The organism is Micromonospora sp. NBC_01699, from assembly GCF_036250065.1.
Taxonomy (GTDB): domain Bacteria; phylum Actinomycetota; class Actinomycetes; order Mycobacteriales; family Micromonosporaceae; genus Micromonospora_G.
Genome location: NZ_CP109199.1, coordinates 4817626 through 4840804, shown reverse-complemented (window position 1 = coordinate 4840804; position 23179 = coordinate 4817626). Strand labels below are relative to the sequence as shown.

Sequence of the window (23179 nt, the reverse complement as noted above, 5' to 3'; positions counted from 1 at the left end):
GTCGTCGGGTCGTCCGAAGGGTGTGGTTGTTTCTCATGCGGGGGTTGTGAACCGGTTGCGGTGGATGCAGGACCGGTTCGGGTTGTCGGCTGCGGATCGGGTGGTGCAGAAGACGCCGTTCACGTTCGACGTGTCGGTGTGGGAGTTCTTCTGGCCGTTGTTGGAGGGCGCGACCCTGGTGGTGGCGCGTCCGGAGGGTCACCGTGATCCGGGCTACCTGGCGGAGTTGATTCGCACGGAGCGGGTGTCGACGGTGCACTTCGTGCCGTCGATGTTGGAGGCGTTTCTCCCGGTGGCGGGGTCCTGCACCGGCCTTACCCGGGTGATTTGTTCGGGTGAGGCGCTGCCGCAGGGTGTGCAGGATCGGTTCCTGGCCGCGCTTCCGGATGTCGAACTGCATAACCTGTACGGGCCGACCGAGGCGTCGGTCGACGTTACCGCTGCCCGGTGCGAGCCTGGTGCGTTGGTGACGATCGGGTCGCCGGTCGCGAACACCCGCACCTATGTGCTCGACCACAGTCTGCAACCCGTGCCGGTGGGTGTGGCCGGGGAGTTGTATCTGGCCGGTGTGCAGTTGGGGCGGGGTTATCTGAATCGGGCAGGGTTGACCGCCGAGCGTTTCGTGGCCTGTCCGTACGGTGGGTCGGGGGAGCGGATGTACCGCACCGGTGACCTTGTCCGGTGGACCGATAGCGCGCAGTTGGAGTACCTGGGCCGGACGGACGACCAGGTGAAGCTGCGTGGGTTCCGGGTCGAGTTGGGTGAGGTGCAGGCCGCCGTGGCCGCGTGCCCGGAGGTGATCCAGGCCGCTGTCATCGTCCGCGACGACAAGCTCATCGCGTACGTCGTCGGCGGCGACGGCGCCGGTATCCGGGAACACGTGAGCCGGCGGTTGCCGGAATACATGGTGCCCGCCGCCGTGGTGGTGCTCGACGCGCTGCCGGTCACCGCCAACGGCAAGCTCGACCGCCACGCACTGCCCGACCCGCAGATCCAGGTCGGCGCCGCCCGTGGTGGTGCGGATCCGCGCGTTGAGTTGGTGGCCTCGGCGTTTGCCGAGGTGTTGGGGTTGCCGCGGGTGGGTGTGGATGACGATTTTTTTGCTTTGGGTGGGCATTCGTTGTTGGCGGTGCGGTTGTTGAGTCGGTTGCGGTCGGTGTTTGGGGTGGAGGTGTCGCTGCGGGTGTTGTTCGAGGCGCCGTCGCCGACGCGGTTTGCGGCGCGGCTGATCGACGCCGGTACGGCTCGAATTCCGCTTGAACGAGTGGAACGCCCCGCCCGGGTGCCATTGTCGTTTGCACAGCGGCGGTTGTGGTTTATCAATCAGTTGGAGGGACCGTCGGCGGCTTACAACATGCCGGTGGTGTTGCGGTTGTCGGGCTTGGTTGATGCGGCTGTGTTGGATGCGGCGTTGCGGGATGTGGTGGGGCGGCATGAGGTGTTGCGGACGGTGTTCCCGACGGTGGATGGGGAGCCGTATCAGCGGGTGCTTCCGGTGGATGGGTTGGCTTGGCGGTTGGAGCGGGTGGAGGCCGGCGACGTGGAGGCGGCGGTCGCGGAGGTGGCCGGGTATGCCTTTGATGTGTCGGTCGAGGTTCCGATCCGGGCGTGGTTGATCAGTGGTGAGGTGCTGGTCGTGGTGGTGCATCACATCGCCGGTGACGGCTGGTCGATGGCACCGCTCGCGCAGGACGTGTCGGCGGCCTACGCGTCCCGGAGTGCCGGCTTCGTTCCCGAGTGGGTGCCGTTGCCGGTGCAGTATGCGGATTTCGCGTTGTGGCAGCGGGCGGTGTTGGGTGACGAGGCCGATCCGCAGAGTTTGGTGTCGCGGCAGCTCGGTTACTGGCGGGAGGTGCTCGCCGGTGTGCCGGAGGAGTTGGTGTTGCCGCACGATCGGCCGCGGCCGGGAGTGGCGAGTCATCGTGGGTTCAGTGTGCCGGTTGATGTGCCGGCCGTGGTGCATGCGCGGATGTTGAAGGTGGCTCGGGCGCACGGGGTGACGGTGTTCATGGTGATGCAGGCGTCCCTGGCGGTGTTGCTGTCGCGGTTGGGCGCCGGTGTTGATATTCCGATTGGTTCGGCGCACGCGGGTCGTACTGATGAGGCTTTGGATGATCTTGTTGGCTCTTTTGTTAATGCGGTGGTGCTCCGGGCGGATTTGTCGGGTGATCCGTCGTTTGTGGAGTTGTTGGTGCGGGTGCGGGAGGCGGCGTTGGCTGGTGCTGAGCATCAGGATGTGCCGTTTGAGCGGTTGGTGGAGGAGTTGGCGCCGTCTCGGTCGATGGCTCGGCATCCGTTGTTTCAGGTGGTGTTGACGAAGACCGACACGGTGGATGCGGTGTTGGATCTGCCCGGTGTCGAGGTGTCGGGTTTGGGTTCGGGTACTTCGGCGGTGAAGTTTGACTTGGATGTGCTGGTCGGTGAGGCGTTCGATGAGCAGGGCGGCCCGGCGGGTTTGCGGGGGAGTGTGACGGTGGCGGCGGATTTGTTCGATGCGCCGTTCGCTGACCGGGTTTCGGCTGGTTGGGTGCGGGTGTTGGATGCGGTGACCGGTGATCCGTCGTTGCGGTTGCACGCCGTTGACGTGCTCGATGAGGTGGAGCGGCATCGGGTGTTGGTGGGGTTCAACGACACCGCCACCGATGCTGGGGTGGAGTTGGTGGTGGCGTCGTTCGCGCGGTGGGTTGTCGAGACTCCGGATGCGGTGGCGGTGGTCGCCGACGGGGAGGAGATCACTTATGGCGAGTTGGATGTGCGTGCGAACAGGTTGGCTCGGTATCTGTTGGCCCAGGGGGTGGGTCCGGAGTCGGTGATCGCTTTGTCGTTGCCGCGTGGGGTGGAGATGGTTACCGCGATTCTTGGTGTGTGGAAGGCCGGTGCGGCGTATCTGCCGGTCGACGCGCGGCAGCCTGTTGATCGGGTGGCGTTTGTGTTGCGTGACAGTCTGGCGGTGTTGCTGTTGACCACCGAGGACCTGGTGGAGGACCTGCCTGCGGGCGGGGTGCGGATCGTGGCGTTGGACGGGGCGATGACCGTCGCGCATCTGGCGGTGGCTGAGTCGACCGCCCCGCCGGTGTCGCCCCGCCCCGCCAACCTGGCTTATGTCATTTACACGTCCGGTTCCACCGGTCAGCCGAAGGGTGTGGCGGTCACCCAGGGCGGGTTGGCGAATTATGTGGCTTGGGTGCCGGACCGGCTCGGCTTCGCAGCAAACGGTGGCCGGTATGCGTTGTTGCAGGCGCAGGTGACTGATCTGGGTAATACGGTGTTGTTCGCGAGTCTGGCTCGTGGCGGGCAGTTGCACGTGTTGCCGGAGCAGGCGGTGACCGACCCGGCCGCGGTGGCCGGGTATTTGGTCGAGCATGAGATTGATTATTTGAAGGCGGTGCCGTCGCATTTGATGGCGCTTGGTGCGGCTGGTCGGCTGGAGGATGTCGTTCCGGCTGGGAGTCTCGTGCTCGGTGGTGAGGCGGCGCCGGTCGAGTGGGTGGCCGAGTTGGTGGCCGTCGCCGGGGATCGGGGTGTGTTCAACCACTATGGGCCGACCGAGACGACGATCGGTGTCACCACGACCCGTCTCGACGGTGGTGCCACGGTGTCGATTGGTACGCCGATCGCGAATGTGCGCACCTACGTTCTTGATGCGGGTTTGCGGCCGGTGCCGGTTGGGGTGTCCGGGGAGCTTTACGTCGCGGGTGTGGGGTTGGCGCGTGGTTATGTGCGTCGGCCGGGGTTGACGGCGGGGCGGTTTGTGGCGTGCCCGTACGACACGGGTGGGCGGATGTATCGCACTGGTGATCGGGTGCGGTGGTTGGTTGATGGTCGGTTGGTGTTTCTGGGTCGGGTTGATGAGCAGGTCAAGATTCGCGGGTTCCGGGTGGAGCCGGGTGAGGTGCAGTCGGTGTTGGCTCGGTGTCCGGGGTTGGATCAGGTGGTGGTGGTCGCGCGTCCGGATGTTCGTGGTGAGGTGCGGTTGGTCGTGTATGTGGTGTCCGACGACGACGATGTTGATGGTGTCGTTGAGCGGGTGCGTCGTTATGCGGGGCGGCGGTTGCCGGAGCATCTGGTGCCGTCGGCTGTGGTGGTGCTCGATGGGTTGCCGTTGACGTCGAATGGGAAGTTGGATCGTCGGGCGTTGCCGGAGCCGGATCTGGCGGCGTCGGTTGGTGCGGGGCGGGGGCCGGCCAGTGAGCGGGAGGAGTTGTTGTGTGCGGCCTACGCGGAGGTTCTCGGTGTCGAGGGCGTCGGTGTTGATGATGATTTCTTCGATCTGGGTGGGCATTCGTTGTTGGCGGTGCGTCTGATCAGTCGGATTCGGGCGTTGTTGGGTGTTGAGGTCGAGATTCGGGCGTTGTTCGAGACCCCGACCGTTGCCGGACTGGCCGCGACCCTGCCCGCCCCCGACTTCGACGCTGACTCCACCGACATCGGGGGGCGGCTGGCGCTGACCGCCCGACCCCGCCCGGAACGCATCCCGCTGTCCTCCGGCCAACGCCGCCTCTGGTTCATCAACCAACTCGAAGGACCCAGCCCGACCTACACCATTCCCAACGTACTGCGGCTGAACGGCGCCCTGGACCGGCACGCGCTGCGTGTCGCCGTACGGGACCTGCTTGACCGGCACGAGGTGCTGCGTACCGTGTTCGACGTCGCCGACGGCGAGCCGTACCAGCGGGTGCTGGACCCGGCCGACGTGCCCGACGTGCTGACGGTGGTCGAGGTCGACGCGGCGGCACTCGACGACGCCGTTGCGGCCGCGACCGGCCACGGGTTCGACCTGACCACCGAGCCGCCGCTGCGGGTGTGGCTGTTCAGCACCGCCGCGGACGAACACGCCCTGGTCGTGGTCATGCACCACATCGCCGGTGACGGTTGGTCGTGGACCCCGTTGGCCCGGGACTTTTCCACCGCGTACGCGGCTCGGAGCAACGGAACCGTTCCGGACTGGGCGCCGCTGCCGGTGCAGTACGCCGACTACGCGCTCTGGCAGCACGACCTCCTCGGCGACGGGCAGGACCCGGACAGCCTGCTCGCCCGACAGGTCACCTACTGGCGAAACAACCTGTCAGGGGCGCCCGCGGAGTTGGCACTGCCATTCGATCGGCCCCGGCCGGCCGTACCCGGGCACCGTGGACACGGCGTCCCGCTCGACGTGCCGGCCGAGGCGCACGCCGCCCTGGCCCGGTTGGCGCGGGCGGAGGGCGTCACCGTCTTCATGGCGTTGCAGGCCGCCCTCGCCGTGCTGCTGTCCCGACACGGCGCCGGCACCGACATCCCGATCGGCACCGCCATCGCCGGCCGCACCGACGAAGCGCTCAACGATCTCGTCGGGTTCTTCGTCAACAACCTCGTGCTGCGGCTCGACCTGTCCGGTGACCCATCGTTCACCGAGGTGCTGCACCGGGTCCGGGAGACCAGCCTGGCTGCCTTCACGCACCAGGACGTGCCGTTCGAACGGCTCGTCGAGGAACTCGCCCCGGCCCGCTCGATGGCCCACCACGCGCTCTTCCAGGTGATGCTCACCCTCCAGAACAACGACCACGCCACCCTCGACCTGGCGGACGTGGCGGCACGGCGTAGCCACGCCGGGCCGACGGTGGCGAAGTTCGACCTTGAGGTCAGCGCCGAGGAGACCCTCGATGCCACCGGCGCGCCCGCCGGCCTGCGCGGCGTGCTGGTCGGGGCGGCCGACCTGTTCGAGTCCGCCACGGTGCGTCGACTGGCCGAGCGGTTCGCACGCGTGCTGGAGACCCTGGCCGCCCGGCCGACGACCCGGCTCAGCGCCGTGGACCTCCTGGACGACGCCGACCGGCGCAGGCTGGCCTCGTGGGGGACCGGCGCGGCGCCAGCGGTGCCGGACCGGACCGTGCCGGAGATGTTCCGCGCCCGGGTCACGCAATCACCGGATGTTCCGGCCCTGGTCGGAGGCGACGTCGCACTGACGTACGCGGAACTCGACGCCCGGACCGACCACCTCGCCCGGCTGCTGGCCGGTCACGGGGTCGGACCGGAGTCGGTGGTCGGGGTGTGCCTGGAGCGCGGGGTCGACCTGGTCGTCGCGCTGCTCGCTGTGCTCAAGGCCGGTGGTGCCTACCTGCCCGTCGACCCGGCCTACCCGGCCGAGCGGGTGACGTACCTGGTCCGCGACGCCGCGCCGGTCGTGGTGCTGACCTCAAGCCGTACGTCGGACGTGCTACCGGCCGACGTGCCCACGATCGTGCTCGACGGCCCGACCGGTACGCCGACCGAGTCACCGCTTCCGCCCCGGGCGCCGCTGCTGCCGGCCCATCCGGCCTACGTCATCTACACCTCCGGGTCGACCGGCCGCCCCAAGGGCGTCCAGGTGAGCCACGACAACCTGGTCAACCTGTGCACCGGCCACCGCCGCTCGCTGCTGGCCGGGCCGGCGCGAATGCGGGTCGCGCTCGGTCTGTCCGTCTCCTTCGACGCGTCCTGGGACCAGCTGACCGCCCTGCTGAGCGGCCACGAACTGCACGTCGTCGACGCCGACACCTGGCACGATCCCGCCCTGCTGGTGCCGTGGCTCGCGGCACACCGCATCGACGTGCTGGTGGCCACCCCCTCGCACGTCGAGGCGCTGCTCACCCACGGCCTGCTCGACGACCCGACCCGTTGCCCGGCCCGGATCGCGGTCGGCGGTGAGGCCGTACCCGAATCGCTGTGGCGACGCCTGCGCGCCGTTCCCGGCATCGAGGCGTACAACATGTACGGCCCCACCGAGTGCACCGTCGAGTCCACCACGGCCCGGCTCGCCGACGCGGCGGTGCCGGTCATCGGGCGGCCGGTGGCCCACGCCCGCGTCCACGTTCTCGACGCCCGGCTGCGTCCGGTACCCGCTGGCGTGCCCGGCGAGCTGTACGTCCAGGGCGCCGGCGTGGCCCGCGGCTACCTGCGCCGGCCGGCCCTGACCGGCGAACGGTTCGTCGCCAGCCCCTACGCCCCCGCCGAACGGATGTACCGCACCGGCGACCTCGCCCGGTGGACCACGGACGGGCAGCTGGAGTACCTCGGCCGCACCGACGACCAGGTCAAGGTCCGCGGGTTCCGGGTGGAGCTGGGCGAGGTCCGCACGGCCGTCGCCGCGCACCCCGACGTGGCGCAGGCCGCCGTCGTGGTCCGGGAGGACCGCCTCGTGGCGTACGTGGTCGGCGGGGACGGCACCGGCGTACGGGAGCTGGTGGCTCGGCGACTGCCTGAGCACATGGTGCCGTCCACGGTGGTGGTCCTCGACGCGCTTCCGGTGACCGCGAACGGCAAGCTCGACACGGCCGCCCTGCCCGAGCCCGACGCGGTCACCGGGGGCGGCGTCGACCGGCCGTCGTCGGACCCGCGCGAGGAACTCATCCGGGCCGCGTTCGCCGATGTTCTCGGCCTGCCCCGGGTCGGCGCCGACGACGATTTCTTCGCCCTCGGCGGGCACTCGCTGCTCGCCGTACGGCTGGCCAGCCGGATCCGCGCGATGCTCGATGTCGAGGTGCCGCTGCGCGCGCTCTTCGAGGCGCCCAGCCCGGCCGCGCTCGCCGCACGCCTCGATGCGACGCGGCAGACCCGCCCGGCCCTCGTCGCGGCCGACCGTCCCGCGCGGGCGCCGCTGTCGTTCGCGCAGCGTCGACTGTGGTTCCTCGGCCAGCTCGACGGCCCGTCGGCCGACTACAACGTGCCGGTGGTGCTGCGGCTGCCCGGCGCCGACGCCGGGGCGCTGGACGCCGCGCTGCGCGACGTCATCGGCCGGCACGAGGTGCTGCGTACCGTGTTCGCGATGGCCGACGGCGAGCCCTACCAGCAGGTGCTCGACGTGGTCGGGCTCGACTGGCGGCTGGAGGTCCGCGACGGCGACGAGGCGGACATCGCCGCGGCCGCTCGGCACCGTTTCGACCTGGCGCACGAACTGCCGATCCGGGCGTGGCTGTTCAACGGTTGCGTGCTGGTCGTCGTCGTACATCACATTGCGGCCGACGGATGGTCGATGGCGCCGCTGGCCCGCGATCTGTCCGAGGCGTACGCCGCCCGATCCGCCGGCCGGCCGCCGCGGTGGTCGCCGCTGCCGGTGCAGTACGCCGACTATGCGGTGTGGCAGCGGGAGCTGTTGGGCTCCGAGACCGACCCGGACAGCGTCCTCGCCCGGCAGGTGGCGTACTGGCGGTCGGCGCTCGCCGGCGCGCCGGAGGAGCTGAGGCTACCGGCCGATCGGCTGCGGCCGGCCGTCGCCACCCGGCGGGGCCATCGGGAGCCGCTGCGGATCCCCGCCGGCCTGCACGCCCGGGTGCAGGAGCTGGCCCGGTCCGAGGGGGTCACCGTCTTCATGGCGTTGCAGGCCGCCCTGGCGGTGCTGTTGTCGCGGCTCGGCGCCGGCACCGACATCCCGATCGGGACGGCGACCGCCGGGCGTACCGACGAGGCGATCGACGACGCCGTCGGCTTCTTCGTCAACACGCTGGTGCTGCGCGCCGACCTGTCCGGGGGCCCGACCTTCCGCGACGTCCTGGTCCGGCTCCGGGAGACCGCGCTGGCCGCGTACGAGCACCAGGACGTGCCGTTCGAGAAGCTGGTGGAGGAACTCGCCCCGGCCCGGTCGATGGCCCGGCATCCGCTGTTCCAGGTCATGCTCACGTTGCAGAACACCGCCGAGGCGGTGCTGGACCTGCCCGGGATCCGGCCCGCCGGACTGTCCGCCGGTGCTGCCACCGCAAAGTTCGACCTGGAATGGAGTATCGAGGAGACCCACGACGAGACCGGCGCACCAACCGGGCTGCACGGCGGGCTGACCGCCGCTACCGACCTGTTCGACGCGCGAACCGTCGCCGGTCTGGTGGAGCGGTTCGTCCGGGTGCTGGCCACCGTGACGGCCGATCCGCAGGCGCGACTGGCGGAGGTGGACGTCCTGGACGCGGACGAGCGTTCCCGGCTGCTGGTGGAGTGGAATGACACGGCGGTGTCGTATCCGGTTGGTGGGACGTTGCCGGAGTTGTTCGCGGGGCGGGTGGCCGCTTCTCCGGGTGCGGTGGCGGTGGTGTTCGAGGGCGAGCAGTTCACGTATGCCGAAGTGGACGCGCGGGCGGAGAAGGTCGCTCGGTATTTGCGGGCTGCGGGTGTGGGTGCGGAGTCGATAGTCGGGGTGCGGTTGGAGCGTGGTGTTGATTTGGTGGTGGCGTTGTTGGGTGTGTTGAAGGCGGGTGGGGCGTATTTGCCGATTGATCCGTCGTATCCGGTGGAGCGGGTGGCGTTGTTGGTGGAGGATGCCCGTCCGGTCTTGGTTCTGGATTCGATCACCGGTCTCGATGGTCCGGTGCCGGCGACGTCGGTGGATGTGTGTGCGGATCATCCGGCGTATGTGTTGTTTACGTCGGGGTCGTCGGGTTGTCCGAAGGGTGTGGTTGTTTCGCATGCGGGGATTGTGAACCGGTTGCGGTGGATGCAGGACCGGTTTGGGTTGTCGGCTGCGGATCGGGTGGTGCAGAAGACGCCGTTCACGTTCGATGTGTCGGTGTGGGAGTTCTTCTGGCCGTTGTTGGAGGGCGCGACCCTGGTGGTGGCGCGTCCGGGGGGTCACCGTGATCCGGGCTATCTGGCCGAGCTTATTGATACGCAGCGGGTGTCGACGGTGCATTTTGTGCCGTCGATGTTGGAGGCGTTCCTGCCGGTCGCTGACCGGTGTGGCGTCCTTACCCGGGTGATTTGTTCGGGTGAGGCGCTGCCGGCCACTGTGCAGGATCGGTTCCTGGCCGCGCTTCCCGATGTTGAACTGCATAATTTGTACGGGCCGACGGAGGCGTCGGTCGACGTTACCGCTGCCCGGTGCGAGCCGGGTGCGCTGGTGACGATCGGTGAGCCGGTCGCGAATACCCGCACGTATGTGCTCGACGCCAACCTGCAACCCGTCCCGCCGGGTGTGGCGGGGGAGCTGTACCTCGCTGGCGTGCAGCTCGCTCGCGGTTATGTGAACCGGGCCGGGTTGACCGGTGAGCGGTTCGTTGCCAATCCGTTCGAGTCGGGTGGGCGGTTGTATCGCACGGGTGATCTGGTGCGCTGGACCGCTGACGGGCGACTGGACTATCTGGGTCGTACGGATGAGCAGGTGAAGCTGCGTGGGTTCCGGATCGAGTTGGGTGAGGTGCAGGCGGCTGTCGCGGCGTGTCCGGAGGTCATCCAGGCAGCGGTGATCATGCGTGACGACCGGCTGGTCGCCTACGTTGTTGGTGGTGACGGTACCGGTGTCCGGGAATACGTGAGCCGGCGGTTGCCGGAGTACATGGTGCCTGCGGCGGTGGTGGTGCTGGATGCGTTGCCGGTGACCGCCAACGGCAAGCTCGACCGCTCCGCTCTGCCTGACCCGCAGATCCGGGTTGGTTCCGGCCGTCCACCGGTGAATGCGCGTGAGGAATTGCTGTGTGCGGGGTTCGCGGAGATCCTCGGCTTGGAAGTGGTCGGTGTGGATGACGATTTCTTTGTTCTGGGTGGGCATTCGTTGCTGGTGGTGCGGCTGGTCGACTGGTTGCGTCGGCGTGGGGTGTCGGTGTCCGTACGGGCGTTCTTCCAGACGCCGACGCCGGCGGCGCTGGCGGTGACCGGCGGTGCCCGGCAGGTCGATGTGCCGGCCAATGCCATTCCCATCGACGCCACCGAGATCACCCCGGACATGCTGCCGTTGGTCGATCTGACCGTCGAGCAGGTCGACCGGATCGCCGCCACCGTCGACGGCGGCGCCGGCAACATCGCCGACATCTATCCCCTCGCCCCGCTGCAAGAGGGCATCCTCTTCCACCACCTACTCGCCGACAACGGTGCCGACGCCTACGTGCTGCCCACCGTACTGAGCTTCGACACGAGGCAGCTGCTTGACGACTTTGTCGCCGCGTTGCAGCTGGTGATCGACCGGCACGACATCTTCCGTACCGCGATCGTGTGGGAGGGGTTGCCGGAGCCGGTGCAGGTGGTCCGGCGGCACGCCGCGCTGCCGGTGCGCGAGCTTACCGCCGGGGACGACCTGCTCGGCGAGGTCGGCCTGGCCATGGATCTGGGCCGGGCGCCACTGCTGGACGTGCACGTCGCCGCCGCACAGGCAGGGGAGTGGCGGGCCCTGGTGCGGGTGCATCACCTGGTGCAGGACCACATGGGGCTGGAGGTGTTGCTGGAGGAGGTGCGGGCGTTCCTGGCGGGTCGGGGTGGTGAGTTGCCGGCGCCGTTGCCGTTCCGGAACTTTGTTGCCCAGGCGCGTGGGGGCATCGCGGCGGAGGAGCACGAGCGGTATTTCGGGGCCTTGCTTTCCGATGTTGATGAGTCGACGGCGCCGTTCGGTGTGTTGGATGTGCGTGGTGATGGCAGTGGTCAGGTGCGGCGGCGGACTGTCCTGGATGGTGTGTTGGTGGGTCGGTTGCGGTTGGTGGCGCGGGGGTTGGGTGTAAGCCCGGCGACGGTGCTGCATGTGGCGTGGGCGCGTACGGTGGCGGTGGCGTCGGGCCGTGATGATGTGGTGTTCGGGACGGTGTTGTTCGGTCGGATGAATGCTGGTGCGGGTTCGGATCGGGTGCCGGGTCCGTTCATCAACACCCTGCCGGTGCGCGTCGACATGCGCCGGATCACGGCGCGGGGCGCCGTCGCCGCGATGCGCGACCAGCTTGCCGGCCTGCTCGAACACGAACACGCCTCGCTTGCGGTGGCCCAGGGGGCCAGTGGCGTGTCCGGGAACGCGCCGCTGTTCACCTCACTGTTCAACTACCGCCACACCGGGCGCCCGACCGAACCGCAGGCGGATTTCGACGGCATCGGGATCGTCTACTCGCACGAACGCACCAACTATCCACTGAACGTCTCGGTCGACGACGCCGGTGACACAGTCGCACTGACCGTCGACGCGGTAGCGCCCATTGACGCCGGTGAGGTGGGCCTGCTGCTGTATACCGCCACGGAGAACCTGGTGACCGCTCTTGAGGCGGACGGCGAACTGCCGCTCGACTCGATCGAGGTGCTGGACGAGATCGGCCGGCGGCGGATCCTTGTCGATTGGAACGACACCGGCACCGACGGACCGGCCGAGCCGGTGCTGGCGTCGTTCGAGCGGTGGGTCGCCCAGACGCCGGAGGCGGTGGCGGTCGTCTCCGAGACCGTCACCCTCACGTACGGACAGCTCGACCGCCGGGCCAACCAGCTCGCCCGCCTGCTCGTCGACCGGGGAGTGGGACCGGAGTCCGTGGTGGGGCTCTGCCTCGACCGGGGAGCCGACCTGATCGTCGGACTGCTGGCCGTGTGGAAGGCCGGTGCGGCGTACCTGCCCGTCGACCCCGCCCACCCGGCGGACCGCATCGCGTTCCCGCTGGAAGACGGTCGGGCAATGCTCGTGCTCGGCCGGTGCGACGCGTCGCCGGTGCCGGTGGTGGCGCTGGACGACCCGGCGATCAACGGGATGCCCGCCGACCCGCTCGGCGATCGGGGTCTCCGGCCGGACAACCTCGCCTATGTCATTTACACGTCCGGCTCCACTGGCCAGCCGAAGGGTGTGGCGGTCACCCAGGGCGGGTTGGCGAATTACGTGGCTTCGGTGCCGGACCGGCTCGGCTTCGCAGCAAACGGTGGCCGGTATGCGTTGTTGCAGGCGCAGGTGACTGATCTGGGTAATACGGTGTTGTTCGCGAGTCTGGCTCGTGGCGGGCAGTTGCACGTGCTGCCGGAGGACGCGGTGACCGACCCGGCCGCCGTGGGCGGATATCTGGTCGAGCATGAGATCGATCACCTCAAGGCGGTGCCGTCGCATTTGATGGCGCTTGGTGCGGCTGGTCGGCTGGAGGACGTCATCCCGGCTGGGAGTCTCGTGCTCGGTGGTGAGGCGGCGCCGGTCGAGTGGGTCCGGGATCTGGTCGCTGCCGCCGGGGATCGGGGTGTGTTCAACCACTACGGGCCGACCGAGACGACGATCGGTGTCACCACGACCCGTCTCGACGGTGGTGCCACAGTGTCGATTGGTACGCCGATCGCGAATGTGCGCACCTACGTTCTGGACGCTGGTTTGCGGCCGGTGCCGGTTGGGGTATCCGGGGAGCTTTACGTCGCGGGTGCGGCGTTGGCGCGTGGTTACGTGCGTCGGCCGGGGTTGACGGCGGGGCGGTTTGTGGCCTGCCCGTACGACACGGGTGGGCGGATGTATCGCACTGGTGATCGGGTGCGGCGGTTGGCCGATGGTCGGTTGGTGTTCCTGGGTCGGGTTGATGAGCAGGTCAAGATTCGCGGGTTCCGGGTGGAGCCGGGCGAGGTCCAGGCCGTGCTGGCCGCGTACCCCGGGGCGGAGCACGCCGTCGTGATCGCCCGTGAGGACACTCCCGGCGAGCATCGGCTGGTCGGCTACGTCGTACCCGATGAGGACGCCGACCGCGAGGAGCTGTTGTCGTCGATCCAGAAGTTCCTCGCCGCGAGGCTGCCCGGCCACCTGGTGCCCTCGGCCGTGGTGCTGCTCGACGCCCTGCCGCTGACCTCCAACGGCAAGCTGGACCGCCGGGCACTGCCCGAGCCGGACCGGCGCGCGGCGGCCGGGCCGGGCCACGGTCCGATCGACCCCCGCACGGAAATGCTCTGCGTCGTGTTCGCCGACGTACTCGGCCTCGACCGGGTCGGCGCCGATGACGACTTCTTTGCCCTTGGCGGCCATTCCCTGCTCGCCGTACGCCTGATCAGCCGCATCCGGACGGTGTTCCGCGCCGACGTCCGGCTGCGTACCGTCTTCGACGCGCCCACGCCGGCCGCGCTCACGGCCCGGCTGGCCGACGCCGACCGGGCCCGGCTTCCGCTCCGCGCGTCGGTACGGCCGGAGCGGATGCCGCTGTCGTACGCGCAGCGCCGCCTGTGGTTCATCAACCAGCTTGAGGGCCCGTCGGCGACGTACACCATGCCGGTGGTCCTGCGGCTGTCCGGCCAGGTGGACCTGGCGGCGTTGGACGCGGCACTGCGCGACGTGATCGCCCGGCACGAGGTCCTGCGTACGGTGTTCGCGACCGCCGACGATGAGCCCTACCAGCGGGTGGTCGACCCGGCGGACCTGGACTGGTCGCTACAGCTCGCCGCGGGCGAGCCGGACGCGATCGCCGCCGCCACCGGGTACCGGTTCGACCTCGCCCGGGAGATCCCGATCCGAGCCTGGCTGTTCGACCGGGAGACGCTGGTGGTGATCGTGCATCACATCGCCGGCGACGGCTGGTCCTGGAAACCGCTCGCCCGGGACGTGTCCACCGCCTACGCCGCCCGCCGCGCCGGTCGGGCGCCGGACTGGCACCCGCTGCCGGTCCAGTACGCCGACTACGCGTTGTGGCAGCGGGCCCTGCTCGGCGATCCGGACGACCCGGACAGCGTCGCCGGCCGGCAGCTGGCCTACTGGCGGGACCAGCTTGCCGGCGTACCCGAAGAGCTGAACCTGCCGGTCGACCGGCCGCGCCCCGCCATCGCCGGCTATGAGGGCCACGTCGCGGACCTGACCGTGCCCGGCGAGGTACACGCCCGGCTGCGGGCGCTCGCCCGAGCCGAGGGCGTGACCGTGCCCATGGTGGTGCAGGCGGCCCTCGCCGTCCTGCTGTCCCGCTTGGGCGCCGGCACCGACGTACCTATCGGCTCGGTGATCGCCGGCCGGACCGACGAGGCCCTCGATGACCTGGTCGGCTTCTTCGTCAACACGCTCTTGCTGCGCACCGACCTGTCCGGCGACCCGTCCTTCACCGAGCTTCTCGCCCGCGTCCGGGACACCGCCGTGACGGCCCTGGAGCACCAGGACGTGCCCTTCGATCGGCTCGTGGAGGAACTCGCGCCGGTCCGGTCGCTGGCCCGGCACCCGCTGTTCCAGGTGGCCCTGAACGTGCAGAATCAGGCCGAGGCGAGCCTGGACATCGCCGAGACCGACGTCGACCGACTATCCGCCGGCACCCGGGCGATCCGGTTCGACCTGGAGTTCAGTCTGCGCGAGGTGTTCGACCCGGCCGGTGAGCCCCTCGGGGTACGCGGCGCCGTGCGGGGGTCCGCCGACCTGTTCGAGGCGGACGCCGTACGGCGGCTCGTCGACCGGTTCGTGCGGGTCCTGGCCACGGTCAGCGCCGAGCCGGGGACCCGGTTGCGCGAGGTGAGCCTGCTCGACGAGGCCGAGCGGCACGAGGTGCTCACCGGTTGGAACGCCACCGAGACACGATTCGATCCGACCTCCGTACCGGCGCTGTTCGCGGCTCAGGCCGCGCGCACGCCGGCCGCCGCCGCGGTCCACTTCGGCGGGACGAACCTGTCGTACGCCGACCTTGCCGCCCGGGTGGACCGGCTGGCCCGGGTGCTGGTGGCACACGGCGCGGGGCCGGAGACGATCGTGGCGCTGCGCCTGCCGCGCGGATTCGACATGATCGTGGCGCTGCTGGCCGTGTGGCGAGCCGGTGGCGCGTACCTGCCGATCGACCCGGACGCCCCGGCAGACCGGGTGGCGTACATGGTCGATGACGCCCGGCCGGTGGCCTTCGTCACCACGTCGGCGTCGGCCGGTGCCGTACCCGCCGGCCCGTACCCGATCCTCGTCGACGCGCTGCCGGACGGCGCTGACGACGTGCCGCTGCCAGAGCCGGAGGGCGGTGGCCGGGCGGCGTACGTCATCTTCACCTCCGGCTCGACCGGTCGCCCCAAGGGGGTGCTGGTCGACCACGACGCGCTGGCGAACTTCGTCTCCGCCGTCGCCGACCACCTCGAAATCGAGCACGGTACGGCCATGCTCCAGTACGCGTCGTTCTCTTTCGACATGTCGGTGATGGACATCGCGGTGCCGCTCAGCCGCGGCGGCACGGTGGTCGTGCCGAGTGAGGCCGAGCGCGCCGAGCCCGAACTGCTGCGGGCGCTCGTCGCGGCCTCCGGCGCGCGCTCGGCGACGCTGGTGCCCTCGCTGCTCGGAGTGCTCGATCCGGACGACCTCGCCGGCGTGCGGGTGCTGTTCGTCGGCGGCGAGGTCGTCGACCCGGCCCTGGCCGCCCGATGGGCGCCGGGCCGTCGGCTGATGCACATGTACGGACCCACCGAAGCGACGATCGTCATGGCGATCCACCCGATCGACGCGCAGCGTCCGGGCCCGCTGCCGCTCGGTGGACCGATGGCCAACACCCGCGTCTTCGTCCTGGATGCCGCGTTGGTGCCGGTGCCGGTGGGTGTGGTGGGTGAGTTGTATATCGCGGGGTCGCAGTTGGCGCGGGGTTATGTGGGGCGTGCTGGGTTGACTGGGGAGCGGTTTGTGGCGTGTCCGTTCGGGTTTGGTGAGCGGATGTATCGGACTGGTGATTTGGTGCGGTGGACGGTGGATGGTGAGTTGGTGTTCGGGGGTCGGGTTGATGATCAGGTGAAGATTCGTGGGTTTCGGATTGAGTTGGGTGAGGTGCAGGCGGTGGTGGCGGTGTGTCCGGGGGTGGAGCAGGTGTGTGTGGTGGTGCGTGAGGATAGTCCGGGTGAGCGGCGGTTGGTGGCGTATGTGGTTGCGGGTGGGGCGGGTTTTGATGTTGAGGGTGTGCGGGGGTTTGTGGCGGGGCGGTTGCCGGAGTACATGGTGCCGTCGGTGGTGGTGTTGTTGGATTGTTTGCCGTTGACGTCGAACGGCAAGGTCGATCGTAAGGCGTTGCCGGTGCCGGTGGTTGAGGCTGGTGGTGGTGTGGGTCGGGTGGGGTTGACGCCGCGTGAGGAGTTGTTGTGTGTGGTGTTTGCTGAGGTGTTGGGTCGGGATGTGGTGGGGGTGGATGACGATTTTTTTGTGTTGGGTGGGCATTCGTTGTTGGCGGTGCGGTTGGTTGGTCGGGTGCGGGTGGTGTTGGGGGTGGAGGTGTCGTTGCGGGTGTTGTTTGAGGCGTCGACGCCGGGGCGGTTGGCGGTGCGGTTGTCGTCGGTGGCGGTCGCGCGTCCGGTGGTGGTGCCGGTGGTGCGTGGGTCGCGGGTGGGTTTGTCGTTCGCGCAGCGTCGGTTGTGGTTTGTGAATCAGTTGGAGGGGTCGTCCGGGGTCTATCACATGCCGTTTGTGTTGCGGCTGGATGGGGTGGACGTGTTGGCGTTGGAGTTGGCGTTGCGGGATGTGTTGGGTCGGCATGAGGTGTTGCGTACGGTGTTTCCGGTGGTTGATGGTGAGCCGTTTCAGCGGGTTGTTCCGGTGGGGGAGTTGGATTGGCGGTTGGGGGTTGTCGATGGTCCGGTGGGGGAGTTGTCGGAGGTAATTGGTCGTCCGTTTGATTTGTCGGTTGAGGTGCCGTTGCGGGCGTGGTTGTTTGGTGGGTCGGTGTTGGTGGTGGTGGTGCATCATGTGGCGGCTGATGGGTGGTCGTTGGTGCCGTTGGCGCGGGATCTTTCGGTGGCGTATGCGGCGCGGGTGGCCGGTGGGGTGCCGGGGTGGTTGCCGTTGCGGGTGCAGTATGCGGATTTTGCGGTGTGGCAGCGGGAGTTGTTGGGTGTGGAGTCGGATCCGGGGAGTGTGTTGTCGCGGCAGTTGGGTTTTTGGCGGGAGGCTTTGGCTGGGTTGCCGGAGCAGTTGGGTTTGCCGGTGGATCGGTTGCGTCCGGTGGTGCCGAGTTTTCGGGGTCATGGGGTGTCGTTGGTGGTGTCGGCTGAGGTTCACGCGGCGGTGGTGGGGCTTGCTCGGGTGCAGGGTGTGACGGTGGCGATGGTGGTTCAGGGTGCGTTGGTGGTGTTGTTGTCGCGAATGGGTGCGGGGGTGGATGTGCCGATCGGTACGGCGGTGGCGGGTCGGGTGGATGAGGCGTTGGATGATTTGGTGGGGTTTTTTGTTAATACGTTGGTGTTGCGGGGTGATGTGTCGGGGGATCCGTCGTTTGTGGAGTTGTTGGGGCGGGTGCGGGAGTCGAATTTGGCGGCGTTTGAGCGGCAGGATGTGCCGTTTGAGCGGTTGGTGGAGGAGTTGTCGCCGGTGCGGTCGTTGGCGCGGCATCCGTTGTTTCAGGTGATGTTGACGGTGCAGAATCAGGCGGCGGCGGTACTCGAACTGACCGACGTCGACACCGATCGGGTGACCCCCGCCGGGGCACCGACCGCGAAATTCGATCTCCATTTCACCGTTCAGGAGTCGTACGACGCCACGGGCGCCGCCGCCGGCCTGCACGGTTCGATCGTCGGCGCCGCCGACCTGTTCGACCCGACCTCGGTATGCGACCTCGGCGAGCGGTTCACGCGGGTGCTGACGGAGCTGTTGGCCGACCCGTCGGCGCCGGTGAGCACGGTCCAGATGCTGGACGCCGAGGAACGCGCCCGGGTCCTGATCGACTGGAACGACACGTCGGTGGTGTATCCGGCGGGCGACACGCTGGTTTCGTTGTTCGCCGCGCGGGTGGTGGCGTCGCCGGCGGCGGTGGCGGTGGTCTTCGAGGGTGAGTCGTTGACGTATGCGGAGGTGGATGCGCGGGCGGAGCGGTTGGCGCGGGTGTTGGTGGGGCGTGGTGTGGGTCCGGAGTCGGTGGTGGGGGTGTGTCTGCCGCGTGGTGCTGATCTGGTGGTGGCGTTGTTGGGTGTGCTGAAGGCGGGTGGGGCGTATTTGCCGGTTGATCCCGAGTATCCGGTGGAGCGGGTGGCGGTGATGTTGGCTGACGCTTTGCCGGTGGCGGTGGTGACCTCGCCGGAGTGCGCGTCGGTGCTGCCGTTGGGGGTGGCCCGGGTCGCGGTCGACGAGACGTCGTCGTCGGCGCCGCCGGTGCGTGCGCGTCCGCGTCCGGATCATCCGGCGTATGTGTTGTTCACGTCGGGGTCGTCGGGTCGTCCGAAGGGTGTGGTTGTTTCGCATGCGGGGATTGTGAACCGGTTGCGGTGGATGCAGGACCGGTTCGGGTTGTCGGCTGCGGATCGGGTGGTGCAGAAGACGCCGTTCACGTTCGATGTGTCGGTGTGGGAGTTCTTCTGGCCGTTGTTGGAGGGCGCGACTTTGGTGGTGGCGCGTCCGGGGGGCCATCGTGATCCGGGCTATCTGGCCGAGCTTATTGATACCCAACGGGTGTCGACGGTGCATTTTGTGCCGTCGATGTTGGAGGCGTTCCTGCCGGTGGCGGAGTCCTGCACCGGCCTTACCCGGGTGATCTGTTCGGGCGAGGCGCTGCCGCAGGGTGTGCAGGATCGGTTCCTGGCCGCGCTTCCCGATGTCGAACTGCATAACCTGTACGGGCCAACCGAGGCATCGGTCGACGTTACCGCCGCCCGGTGCGAGTCGGGTGCGCTCGTGACGATCGGTGCGCCGATCGCGAACACCCGCACCTATGTGCTCGACCACAGCTTGCAGCCGGTGCCGCCGGGTGTGGCCGGGGAACTGTATCTGGCCGGTGTGCAGGTGGCGCGGGGTTACGTGAACCGGGCCGGGCTGACCGCCGAGCGTTTCGTGGCCTGTCCGCACGACGGGTCGGGGCAGCGGATGTACCGCACGGGCGACCTGGTCCGCTGGACTCGGGACGGGCAACTCAAGTACGTGGGCCGCACCGACGAGCAGGTGAAGATCCGCGGCTTCCGGATCGAGCTTGGGGAGGTGCACGCGGTCGTCACCACTCATCCGGACGTGCTTCAGGCCGCGGTGATCGCTCGCGAGGACGTTCCGGGCGACCCTCGCATCGTCGCCTACACGGTGCCCGTACCGGACACCGATCACGACCGGCTGCCCGAGCTGGTCCGGGCGCATGTGGCCGACCTGCTGCCGGCGTACATGGTTCCGACCGTGGTGGTGCTCGACGCGCTGCCGGTGACCGCCAACGGCAAACTGGACCGCCGGGCCCTGCCGGCTCCGCAGATCCAGGTTGGTTCCGGTCGTGGCCCGGCGAACGCGCGGGAGGAGCTGCTGTGTGCGGGGTTCGCGGAGATCCTCGGCTTGGAAGCGGTCGGTGTGGATGATGATTTCTTTGTTCTGGGTGGGCATTCGTTGTTGGTGGTGCGGTTGGTGGAGTGGTTGCGTCAGCGTGGTGTGGTGGTGCCGGTGCGGGCGTTTTTCCAGTCTCCGACGCCGGCTGGGCTTGCTCTTGCCGGGGGTGTGGAGTCGCGGGTGGAGGTGCCGGCGAACCGGATTCCGGCGGGTGCATCGGAGGTCACTCCGGAGATGTTGCCGTTGGTGGGGTTGACGGCTGAGCAGATTGATCGGGTGGCTGCGACCGTTGATGGTGGTGCGGCGAATATTGCTGATATTTATCCGTTGGCGCCGTTGCAGGAGGGCATTCTTTTCCATCATCTGCTTGCGGATGGTGGGCGGGATGCGTATGTGCTGCCGACGGTGTTGGAGTTCGACAGTCGGCGGGGTTTTGACGCGTTTGTGGGTGCTTTGCAGCGGGTGGTTGATCGGCACGACATTTTCCGTACCGCGATCGTGTGGGAGGGGTTGTCGGAGCCGGTGCAGGTGGTGTGGCGGCGGGCGGTGTTGCCGGTGTCCGAGGTGTCGGCGCGCGGTGTGGAGGAGTTGTTGGCGTCGGTCGACGGGTCGTTTGATCTCGGGCGGGCGCCGTTGTTGGACGTGCACGTCAGTGCTGGTGCCGGACCGGAGTGTCTGGCCCTGGTACGGGTGCATCACCTGGTGCAGGATCACATGGGCCTTGACGTGTTGCTGGAGGAGGTGCGGGCGTTCCTGGCGGGTCGGGGTGGTGAGTTGCCGGCGCCGTTGCCGTTCCGGACGTTCGTGGCGCAGGCGCGTGGGGGCATCGAGGCCGAGGAGCATGCGCGGTATTTCGGGGCCTTGCTTTCTGATGTTGATGAGTCGACGGCACCGTTCGGGGTGCTGGATGTGCGTGGTGATGGCAGTGGTCAGGTGCGGCGACGGACTGTCCTGGACAGGGCGTTGGTGAATCGGTTGCGGTTGGTGGCGCGGGGGTTGGGTGTAAGCCCGGCGACGGTGCTGCATGTGGCGTGGGCGCGTGTGGTGGCGGTGGCGTCGGGCCGTGATGATGTGGTGTTCGGGACGGTGTTGTTCGGTCGGATGAATGCTGGTGCGGGTTCGGATCGGGTGCCGGGTCCGTTCATCAATACTCTGCCGGTGCGGGTGCGTACCGGGGGCGTGGGTGTGCGGGCTGCGGTGGTGGCGATGCGTGATCAGCTCGCCGGGTTGCTTGAGCATGAGCACGCCTCGCTTGCGGTGGCGCAGCGGGCCAGTGGCGTGCCCGGGAACGCGCCGCTGTTCACCTCACTGTTCAACTACCGCCACCGCGGTACCGGCACCGACCTCATCGGTGCGTCGGCCGTCGGGAATGACGACAGCATCCACGTGGCCTACACCCAGGAGCACACCAACTACCCGCTGACGGTTTCCGTCGACGATGCCGGCGAGCGCCTGGCGTTCGCCGTCGATGTGGTCGCGCCGATCGACGCCGATCTGGTCTGCGCCCTGCTGGCGACCACGACCGAGAACCTGGTCGCCGCACTGGAAACCGCCGCTGAGCCCTTGCTCGGCTCGATTGACGTCCTGGACACGGACGAGCGTTCCCGGCTGCTGGTGGAGTGGAATGACACGGCGGTGTCGTATCCGGTTGGTGGGACGTTGCCGGAGTTGTTCGCGGGGCGGGTGGCTGTGTCGCCGGGTGCGGTGGCGGTGGTGTTCGAGGGCGAGCAGTTCACGTATGCCGAAGTGGACGCGCGGGCGGAGAAGGTCGCTCGGTATTTGCGGGCTGCGGGTGTGGGTCCGGAGTCGATAGTCGGGGTGCGGCTGGATCGTGGTGTCGATTTGGTGGTGGCGTTGTTGGGTGTGTTGAAGGCGGGTGGGGCGTATTTGCCGATCGATCCGTCGTATCCGGTGGAGCGGGTGGCGTTGTTGGTGGAGGATGCCCGTCCGGTCGTGGTTCTGGATTCGATCACCGGTCTCGATGGTCCGGTGCCGGAGACGTCGGTGGGTTTGCGTGCGGATCATCCGGCGTATGTGTTGTTTACGTCGGGGTCGTCGGGTCGGCCGAAGGGTGTGGTTGTTTCTCATGCGGGGATTGTGAACCGGTTGCGGTGGATGCAGGACCGGTTTGGACTCTCGGCTGCGGATCGGGTGGTGCAGAAGACGCCGTTCACGTTCGATGTGTCGGTGTGGGAGTTTTTCTGGCCGTTGTTGGAGGGCGCGACTTTGGTGGTGGCGCGTCCGGGGGGTCATCGTGATCCGGCTTATCTGGCGGAGTTGATTGACGCTGAGCGGGTGTCGACGGTGCATTTTGTGCCGTCGATGTTGGAGGCGTTCCTGCCGGTGGCGGAGTCCTGCACCGGTCTGGTGCGGGTGATCTGTTCGGGTGAGGCGCTGCCGGCCACTGTGCAGGACCGGTTCCTGGCCGCGCTTCCGGATGTCGAACTGCATAACCTGTACGGGCCGACCGAGGCGTCGGTTGACGTTACCGCTGCCCGGTGCGAGTCGGGTGGGTTGGTGACGATCGGGTCGCCGGTCGCGAACACCCGTACCTATGTGCTCGACCACAGCTTGCAGCCGGTGCCGCCGGGTGTGGCGGGGGAGTTGTATCTCGCTGGCGTGCAGCTCGCTCGCGGTTATGTGAACCGGGCCGGGTTGACTGGTGAGCGGTTCGTTGCCAATCCGTTCGAGCCGGGTGGGCGGTTGTATCGCACCGGTGACCTGGTCCGCTGGACCCCCGACGGCCAGCTCGACTATCTGGGCCGTACGGATGAGCAGGTGAAGCTGCGTGGGTTCCGGATCGAGCTGGGTGAGGTGCAGGCGGCCGTGGCCGCACACCCGGACGTGACCCGTGCCGCCGTCGTGGTCCGCGACGACCGGCTGGTCGCCTACGTTGTCGGCGGCGACGGTACCGGTGTCCGGGAACACGTGAGCCGGCGGTTGCCGGAGTACATGGTGCCCGCCGCCGTGGTGGTGCTCGACGCCCTGCCGGTCACCGCCAACGGCAAGCTCGACCGTAAGGCTCTGCCCGACCCGCAGGTCCAGGCCAGCTCCGGTCGTGGCCCGGCCAATGCCCGCGAGGAGCTGCTCTGTGCGATCTTTGCCGATGTCCTGGGCCTGGAGGCCGTGGGCGTCGACGACGACTTCTTCGCCCTCGGCGGGCACTCCCTGCTGGCCGTACGGCTGGTCAGTCGGGTACGGGCGGAGCTGAATGTCGACCTCGCGCTGCCCGTCCTGCTCGACGCGCCGACCGTCGGCGAACTCGCCGGCCGGCTCGGCGACACACCGTCCAGCCGCCCGGCCCTGCGCCCGATGCGCGGTGAACCTCGGGCCTGA

Annotated in this window: 1 protein-coding gene (cut by a window edge); it reads left to right on the top strand. The window is 68.5% G+C overall.

What is annotated here, in order from left to right; genetic code table 11:
* A protein-coding gene (locus tag OG792_RS20230) for a non-ribosomal peptide synthase/polyketide synthase (RefSeq protein ID WP_329101143.1) crosses the window boundary here: on the top strand, positions 1-23179 show its 3' portion. The gene continues 7979 nt to the left of window position 1, outside the view; the window shows 23179 of its 31158 coding nt (coding positions 7980-31158); its start codon lies beyond the left edge, outside the window; its stop codon occupies positions 23177-23179.